General features: G+C 70.7%; 8 protein-coding genes. All 8 read right to left on the reverse strand.

Annotated features, from left to right (window positions below):
- On the reverse strand, nt 1-823 hold an 823-nt coding region (locus G3O06_RS44840), incomplete at its 3' end, for a tetratricopeptide repeat protein (RefSeq protein ID WP_205819918.1).
- Nucleotides 820-1,764, reverse strand: coding sequence for a type II secretion system F family protein (locus G3O06_RS44845; RefSeq protein ID WP_174983945.1), 945 nt, complete (start codon nt 1,762-1,764; stop codon nt 820-822). The genes G3O06_RS44840 and G3O06_RS44845, both read right to left, overlap by 4 nt.
- On the reverse strand, nt 1,761-2,738 hold the full coding sequence (locus tag G3O06_RS44850) for a type II secretion system F family protein (protein WP_205819919.1): 978 nt from the start codon (nt 2,736-2,738) through the stop codon (nt 1,761-1,763). Before G3O06_RS44850 ends, G3O06_RS44845 begins: the two co-directional genes overlap by 4 nt.
- Nucleotides 2,735-4,171 (reverse strand): CpaF family protein, encoded by a 1,437-nt coding sequence (locus tag G3O06_RS44855; protein ID WP_205819920.1) that lies wholly within the window; start codon nt 4,169-4,171, stop codon nt 2,735-2,737. Before G3O06_RS44855 ends, G3O06_RS44850 begins: the two co-directional genes overlap by 4 nt.
- Nucleotides 4,168-5,391 carry an AAA family ATPase gene (locus G3O06_RS44860; RefSeq protein ID WP_205819921.1) on the reverse strand — a complete coding sequence of 408 codons (1,224 nt, stop codon included), beginning with the start codon at nt 5,389-5,391 and terminating at the stop codon, nt 4,168-4,170. The genes G3O06_RS44855 and G3O06_RS44860 overlap by 4 nt, the downstream gene beginning before the upstream one ends.
- A 21-nt stretch (nt 5,392-5,412) precedes the next feature.
- The gene (locus tag G3O06_RS44865; RefSeq protein ID WP_174911107.1) at nt 5,413-5,793 is read right to left on the reverse strand and encodes a CpaD family pilus assembly lipoprotein; all 381 of its coding nucleotides are present in this window, start codon (nt 5,791-5,793) and stop codon (nt 5,413-5,415) included.
- Nucleotides 5,794-5,808: 15 nt separating this feature from the next.
- On the reverse strand, nt 5,809-7,188 hold the full coding sequence (locus G3O06_RS44870) for a type II and III secretion system protein family protein (RefSeq protein ID WP_205819922.1): 1,380 nt from the start codon (nt 7,186-7,188) through the stop codon (nt 5,809-5,811).
- Nucleotides 7,189-7,242: 54 nt separating this feature from the next.
- Nucleotides 7,243-8,289, reverse strand: coding sequence for a Flp pilus assembly protein CpaB (cpaB, locus tag G3O06_RS44875; RefSeq protein ID WP_205819923.1), 1,047 nt, complete (start codon nt 8,287-8,289; stop codon nt 7,243-7,245).
- Nucleotides 8,290-8,418 lie beyond the last annotated feature (129 nt).

The following is an 8,418-nucleotide window of genomic DNA, read 5'->3' on the forward strand; positions in this document are numbered from 1 at the left end:
TGGACAGCGGCGGCGGGCTGCCAGCCCCTCCGGCAACCCCTGCGCCTCCGCGCGACGCAAGCCGCGCGCGCACCGCCTGGTAGAAGCGCAGGTTGTCGGCCACCGCCGACGCGGGCAAGTCCGCCGACAGCAGCTTCTTCGCCGAATCGGTGTTGCCGAGCACGCCGTACGCGAACGCGAGGTTCTGGCGCGCCTGCCACGGCGCGGACGGCAGCCCGGCCACGTCGAGCAGCACGTTCACGCCCTCGCGCGGCCGGTTGCTCAGCACGAGCGACAGCCCGAGGTCGACGCGCAGCCCCTGCGCGTCCGGATGCGCGCGCAGCGCCTCGCGATACACGACCTGCGCATCTGCATGTCGCCCCTGCAGGTCGAGCACGGTGCCGAGCCCTTCCGCCGCGAGCGGATGGTTCGGCTGCGCGGCCAGCAGGTCGCGATAGCGCTGCGCGGCTTCGTCGAGACGCCGCTGCCGCAACGCGACCCGCGCAAGCCCGAGCCGCGGGCCGAGCTCCGCGGGCGCCTGCCGCTGCGCTTCGTCGTAGAGGATCCGCGCGCGCTCCAGGTCGCCCGCGCGGTAGTTGACGTCGCCGAGCCCCAGGCGCGCCGCGAGCGAGTCGGGATGCTTCGCGAGCACCTTCTCGTACAGCGTCGACGCTAGATCGACGTTGCCGCCGGCGAGCGCGCTGTCCGCGATGCGCAATTCGGCCTGCGGGTCGTCGCTCTTGTGCGACAGCACCGGCCGCGTCTGGATGCCCGGCGCGCCGCAGCCGGCCAGCACCGGCAGCACGGCCGCGAGCGCGAACGCGCGTACGACGGATCGTGTCATCTGAATACCTCGAGCAGGCGGATCGCCGCCGGGCCCGCCGCGATCAGGCAGACCGTCGGCAGGATGAACAGCATCATCGGCAGCGTGATCTTCGGCGCAAGCTTCGCGGCCCGTTCCTCGAGCGCGACGATCTGCTCGGTGCGCTCGGTGCGCGACAGCGTGCGCAGCGCCTGCGTGATCGGCGTGCCGAACCGCTGCGACTGCGTCAGCGTCGTCGCGAGCGAGCGCGCCGACGTGAAATCGACGCGCGTCGCGAAATGCGCGAGCGTCGCGGACACGTCGCCGCTCAGCGTCAGCTCGTCCGCGCACACGGTCAGCTCGTCGGCGAGCGGCGCGCAGATGCGCGACAGTTCATGCGCGACGCGCCGGATGCCCGACGCGAGGCTGTTGCCGGCCATCGTGCAGATCACCAGCAGGTCGAGCGCATCGGGAAAGCATGCGGCGATGATCCGCCGCCGCCGCCGGATCATCACGCCGAGCACGTATTCCGGCACGATCACGCCGATCACGAACGCGGCGATCATCGCCAGCGCGCGGATCACGAAGTATTCGCCGAAGCGCGGAATCAGCGGGCTGAACACGATCGCGCCGCACGCGAACAGCACGCCGCAGCTCAGCTTGATCCCGATCATCACCGACACCGCGCGGCGCTCGCGAAAGCCCGCGCGCGTCAGCTGGAGGCCGAGCTTCACGCGCTGCATCGGGTCGAGCACCGGCAGCCGTTCGCCGAGCTGCGCGAGCCGGCGCGTGATACCCAGGCGAACGCCGCCCGGCTGCAGCCACCCCGCCACCGGTGCCGGCGGGTGCTGCCCGGCAGCCAGCCGCACGCGCGCGGCGATCCGCTGGCGGGTGCCGCCGCCGGGCGTGCCGAGCGCCACCGCGACACAGGCGAGCAACAACAGCAACTCGAGGCCGCGGGCGGCCAGTATCGACAGCGTCATCGCGCGGTATCCAGTTTCGAGATCTTGCGGATCACCAGCAGGCCGACCGTCAGCAACCCGGCCGCGATCGTCAGCATCGTGTGCCCCGGGTGCGTCGTGAACAGCAGCATCACGTAGTCGCGGTTCACGACGAACAGCGAGCCGATCATCACGAACGGCACCGCCGAAATGATGTTCGTCGTGATGCGCCCTTCGGCGGTCAGCGCGCGGGTCTTCAGGCGGATGTCGCGGCGCGTGCGGATGATGCTCGACAGCTCGTCGAGCGTTTCGCCAAGGCTGCCGCCGGTCTCGCGCTGCAGCAGCAGGTAGACGGTGAAGAACGAGAAGTCCGCGATCATCAGGCGGTCCGCCGCGTGCGTCAGCACGTCCTTGAGATCCGCGCCGACCCGCAGGCTGTCGCCCATCGAGCGGAACGTCGCGCGCACCGGCTCGGCCGCGCCGTCGCCGACCATGCTGATCGCCTGCGTGACCGGAATGCCCGCGCGCACGGCCCGCACGATCACGTCGATCGCGTCGGGGAACGCTTCGAGAAAGCGGATCCGGAAGCGCTCGACCAGCGCACGGTAGCTGGCGCGCATCGCGACCAGCGGCAACCCGGCGTAGATCAGCGGACGCAGGAAGTCCGGCGGCCCGATCAGCTTCACCGCGACGATCGCCGCGATCGCGCCCGCGATCGTGCTCGCGACGACGATCCTCACGCCGCCCTTGCCGCCGACCGCGCGCACGCGTGTCACGCGACGCTGCAGCCACGCGCGCAGGCGGCCTTGCCGGCGCTCGAGGTTGAACAGCGCGACACCGGGTGCGACGGCCGCGTGCCCGTCGCGCCCGGTCAGCGACGGCGACAGCCGCCGCATCCGGGCGCGGATGCGCTGGGCCGGCGTGTGGCTCGCGCGATCGAACCACGACGACAGCACGAGCCCGATCGCGAGGATCATCAGGAATGCGCCGGCCGCGAACAGGTCGGCGGCCCTCATTGCCGGAATACCTCGGCGAGCGCATCCTCGACGCCGTAATACGCGGCGCGCGCCGCGAATCCCGGCCGCAACGGCGACGCGTCGAACACGCCCTTCACCGAATCGCGCGTCGTGTCGCCTTCCTGGCGGAACGCGAACAGGTCCTGCGTGATGACCACCTCGCCTTCCATCCCGACGATCTCGGTAATCCGCGTGACGCGCCGCACGCCGTCGCGCATCCGCTCGATCTGCACGAACAGGTGTACGGCACTCGCGATCTGGCGCCGGATCGACAGCAGCTGCAGGTTCGCGTTCGCCATCATGACCATGCTCTCGAGCCGGCTGATCGCGTCGCGCGGCGAATTCGCGTGGATCGTCGTCATCGAGCCGTCGTGCCCCGTGTTCATCGCCTGCAGCACGTCGAATGCCTCGGGGCCGCGAATCTCGCCGAGGATGATGCGGTCGGGCCGCATCCGCAGCGCGTTGCGCACGAGATCGCGCTGCGAGATCCCGCCGAGCCCCTCGGTATTTTCCGGTCGCGTTTCGAGGCTCACGACGTGCGGCTGCAGCAACTGCAGCTCGGCCGCATCCTCGATCGTCACGATCCGTTCGTGCTGCTCGATGTGCTGCGACAGCGCGTTGAGCAGCGTCGTCTTGCCCGAGCCGGTGCCGCCCGAGATCACGATGTTCAGCCGGCACGCGCACGCGACCTTCAACACCTGCAGCATCGGAGGCGAGATGTTGCCCTGCTGCGCCATCCGCGCGAGCGTGATGTCGCGCTTCGCGAACTTTCGGATCGAGATCGACGGGCCGCGCATCGCGATCGGCGGCAGCACGACGTTCACACGGCTGCCGTCGGCGAGCCGCGCGTCGACCATCGGGCTGCTCTCGTCGACGCGACGCCCCACCGCCGCCGCGATCCGCTGCGCGACGCTCGCCACGTGCGCGTCGTCGCGGAACTTCAGCGACGTGAGTTCGAGCCGGCCCGCGCGCTCGACGTAGACCTGGTCGGGCCCGTTGACGAGAATGTCGGTAACCGTATCGTCGGCGAGCAGCGGCTCGATCGGCCCGACGCCGAACATGTCGTTCAGGATCGCATCGACGATCAGCACCTGCTCGCCGGCCGTGATCTTCAGGCGCTCGCGATCGACCGTGTGCGCGGCCACCTGCTCGATGCCGGCGCGCACTTCGTCGCGCGTCTTCATCAGCGCCGCCGACATGTTCATCGACGCGAACACCGCGGTGCGGATCGCGTCGAACTTGCTCGACCGGATCAGCGCTTCATGGGTATCCGCGGCCACGGGCGCGCGGGCCGGAGCCGGCGCAGGCGCAGGCGTGTCTGCCGCAGCCGGGACCGGGGCCGGTGCGTGCTCGCTCGTCACGGCGGGCAGCGCGGCCGGTGTAGCGGCCGGCACGGGGTCCGCCGGCGGCCGGTTGCGGGTACCGAACGTCACGATCCCTTCCTCCACTTGACGAGCCGAGCATACCACGGCTCGGCGACGGCCATCGGCTCACCGGTGATGCCGTTCGCGAGCTGCCGGATCTGGTCCACGAAGCCGTTCCGCTTCGCGCCGTCGATCGGCTCGCCGAGGTTCTCGGCAACCGCGAGCGTCTGCGGCTCGTGCGGCAGTTCGTGCAGCTTCGCGCCGCCGAACGCGTCCTCGAAATCGACCGGCTCGACGCGGCCCGCGACCGGCGCGAGCGGATTGTTCAGCACCATCGACAGCAGCCGCTCGCCGGGCAGCTCCCGCACGAAGCGCACGAGCCGCGCGGCTTCGTACGCGGCGTGCACCGAGCGGTCGACCACGACATGGACGAGATCGGACGCCGCGAGTGCGTCCTCGAGCAGCTTGCCGGCGCCGCTCCCGACATCGAACAGCACGTAGTGGAAGCGGTCCTTCAGCATGTCGACCAGGCGCGCGACGGCCTCGTCGCCCACCGGCGCGTCGGCGCCGTACGCCAGCTCGGCGGACAGCACGTGCAACCGGTCGCCCTTCGTCACGAACATGCGCTCGAACAACGCGTCGTCGGGACGCTGCCCCATGTTCAGCAATTCGATCAGTCCGTTGTTGCTGGACAGCCCGAACATCGAGTTCGCGCCACCGCCATGCAGGTTCAGGTCGACATAGGCCACGCGGCGGCGCTTCTCGCCCGCCAGGAAGCGCGCGAGGCTCACTGTGATCGTGGTCGCGCCGACGCCGCCGCGCGCGCCGACGAAACTGACGACCTTGCCGGTGCGTGCCTGCACGACCGATTCGGTCGCGGTCAACGCACGCCGCATCAGCTCGACGGTCAGCGGCTTGACGATATAGTCCTGCACGCCGATGCCGAGCAGGTTGCGAAACAGCCCGACGTCGTTCTGCGTACCGATCGCGATGACGCGCACCGACGGGTCGCACACGTCGGCGAGCCGCATCAGGTCCGACACCGGCAGCACCGAATCCGACACGTCGATGACAAGCTGGCGCGGCGAACGCTCGGACTGCTGCAGCAGCCGGATCGCATCGTCGCAGATGCCCAGTTGCAGATGGGTACGCGCGATCGACAGCTCCTGCGTGACGCGCCGTATCACGTCCTCGCTGCCCGAATCGGAGACGACCGCGACGAGATCGGCCGTGCCCGCGGACGCGGCGCGCCGGGCGTGCTGGCGGTCGAGGAGGTTCATGGGCGGCATCGTGATGGCATCCGGGTCAGTTCAATGGCTGGGCGAGCCGGTCGTCAGCGTCTTGCCTGGCGTCGGCTGCTTCACGCGATCCTCGACATAGCGGCGTACCGCGTCGGCCGCGGTTTGCGCGTCCGCGCCGCCATACGGCACCGGCGCGACGAGATCCTCCGGCCGCGCGAGCATCGCGGCGAGGTTCGAGTAGGTCGCGCAGCCGAACGGCACGCCGGGCCGTGCGAATCCCGCGTCGACGAGATGCGACGGCTGCATCAGCTTCGCGCAATCGGGCGGCACCGCGTGCGCGCCGTCGAAGCCGATCGCCCGCGCATCGGGCAGGTTGACCGGCGGCGGCGCCGACAGGCAGCCCGCGAGCACCAGCGGCAGCAGTGCGGCAACGGTCGATCGGGTTCGCATGCGCGCTCCTCCGGTTCAGTACACGAAGCCCGCGGCGCCGACGAGGCGCGGCGTGTCGCCCGACAGCAGGTCGAGCCCCAGGTTGCGCTGCACCGCGAACTCGAGGTCGCTGCTCGGCCGCGCGACGGTGTCGATTGCCTGCTCGAGCTGGCCGGGCCCGGTCGGCTGCACGATGTACGGCGTGACGATCACGACCACCTCGGTCTTGTTGTCCTGGAAGTTCTTCGACGAAAACAGCCGGCCGATGATCGGCAGCCGGCCGAGCCCCGGGATCTGCGACACGGTGTCGGCCGTCTGGCTCTGCAGCAGCCCGCCGATCGCGAAGCTCTGCCCGCTCGACAGCTCGACCGTCGTGTCGACACGCCGCACCGTGAGCCCCGGCACCTTGATGCTGCCCGTCGTCACGCTGTTGCTCGCATCGACCTCGCTGACTTCCGGCCGCACCTTGAGGCTGATGCGGTTGTCGGTGAGCACGGTCGGCGTGAAATCGAGCGACACGCCGAACGGCTTGTACTCGACCGTGATCACCCCCGTGTTGCCGGTCTGCGCAACCGGGATCGGAATCTCGCCGCCCGCGAGGAAGCTCGCGGTCTCGCCGGACATCGCGGTGAGGTTCGGTTCCGCGAGCATCGTGATCAGGCCCTCCTGGTCGAGTGCGTCGAGCACCACGTCGATCGACCAGCGCCCCGCGCGGAACCCGCCGAGCACCGAGAAGGCGCCCGTCGGCGACAGGTTGAACAGGCCGTTCGTCGGATCGAACAGCGTGCGTCCGTTGAACAGCCCGCCGACGAAGTTGCCGGCCCCGCCCAGCGAGCTCCAGTTGATGCCGAGCTGCTGCGTGATGTTGCGGCTCACCTCGGTCACCCGCACGCGCAGGTTCACCTGGATCGGGCGCGACAGCGTGAGCCGGTTGACGATCTTTTCCTTGTCGTGCAGATACGGCGTGAGCGACTGCATCACGGCGTCCGCGTCGGCCGCGCTCGGCACCTTGCCCGACACCATCAGCGAGCCCGGCGCGCCGGATACCGACAGCTTCAACTGCGGAAAGCGGCTGTCGAGCACGCCCTGCAGCGACGCCGTGTCGACCTGCACGATCACCGTCTTGCGCAGGATCGGGCGATGGTTCGCGCCGAGCGCGATCAGCGTGGTCGTGCCCGCCTTCTTGCCGAACACGAACACGGTGCGCGGCGACGGCACCTGGATGTCGGCGATGGCCGGATCGGCGACGAACATCGCGGTCGCGGGCTCGGGCAGCGACAGCAGTTCCCCCTTGCCGGTCGCGATCGACAGCGCCGCGCCCGCGTCCGGCGCCCGCGCGACCTGCGCGAACGCGGCCCCGGACGCAAGGACGCAGGCCAGGCCCAGGAAAGCGATCCAACGAACCATGCGCACCATGCGTGTTCCCGTCAAATGCCGGCCGCCGGGCGGCCGGCCTGAATCGTCAATCCGTCACTGCGCCGCCGCTCCTGCCGGCTGCGCAGTCGCGTCCGCCGCGACATTGGCGCTGCCCGTCGCCGCGGGCATCGTGGGCATCGTGGGCATCGCGGGTATCGCCGGCCAGGCCGGCAGCCCGGACGGCAGCGGTGGCAGGCCCGGCGTGCCGGTACCGCCGCCACGCGATCCGTCGTCGACCGACGAACCGCGATAGATCACGACCGCATTGCTCCGCCACGCCGGCCGCGTGCCCGTCTCCGGCCCGGCGGATGGCTCGCGTGCGGCCTCGCGGGCCGCGCGCGACACGTCGCCGGCCCACACCGGCTGCGTATCGGGTTCCTGCTCGTCGCTGCCCGCCGGCTGCCGCCGGTCGCTCGTCGCGAAACTGCGCAATGCGAGCGACAGCGAACCGAGGCGTGTCGCCACCAGCACGACCTGCGCGGTGCGCGGCGCGACCTCGAGCGTGACCGTGCGTGCGCGGGCCGTCGCGTCCGGTGCGCTCGCGGGCGCCTTCGCGCGCTGGAATTCGGAGCCGACCGCCAGCACGCGCGCGCGCCGCACCACCGTTTCCGCTTCGAACGTGCCGGGCGACGTCGCCGAGCCGCCGATCTGCTGCGTCAGCAGCACGTCGACGAAGTCGCCCGGCTGGATCAGCCCCGCATTGCCCGACACGTCGTCGACCGGCACCGAGATCGCGCGCATGCCGGGCTGCAGCGCGGCCGCAAGAAAATCCGGCGCGCCGGCCGGAATCACGTTCTCGACGCGAATCGGTGCGCCGGCGCCGACGTGGTTGCGCAGCAGCGCGCCCTTCAGGTCCGCGCCCGGTTGCGTCTCGACGAACGCGCCAGCCGGCACCTGCGCGCGCGGCATGCGTTTCCACGCAAGATCGTTGTCGCGCAGCAGCAGCCCCTCCGGCAGATCGGCGGCGGCGACCCGCACGCGCGCCTGATCCGTTTCGGCGGGCACCGATGGCGTCGACGCGGCGACGTACAGCTCGCGCAGGATGAACGCACCGATGCCGGCGGCAACGACGAGCACGGCCAGTCTCAGCGGTTTGGGCATGGCGGCGTGCGTCCCCCCGGCTAGGTAAGCGAAACCGTGTGTGGAAACGACGCCCAGACGGCCAGCGTGCCGCCGAGCGCGAGTGCAACGCCGTACGGCACGCCGCGCGCGGCGACCGCGCGGACCTGC

The organism is Burkholderia sp. Ac-20345 (assembly GCF_017104825.1).
Lineage (GTDB): Bacteria > Pseudomonadota > Gammaproteobacteria > Burkholderiales > Burkholderiaceae > Burkholderia > Burkholderia lata_B.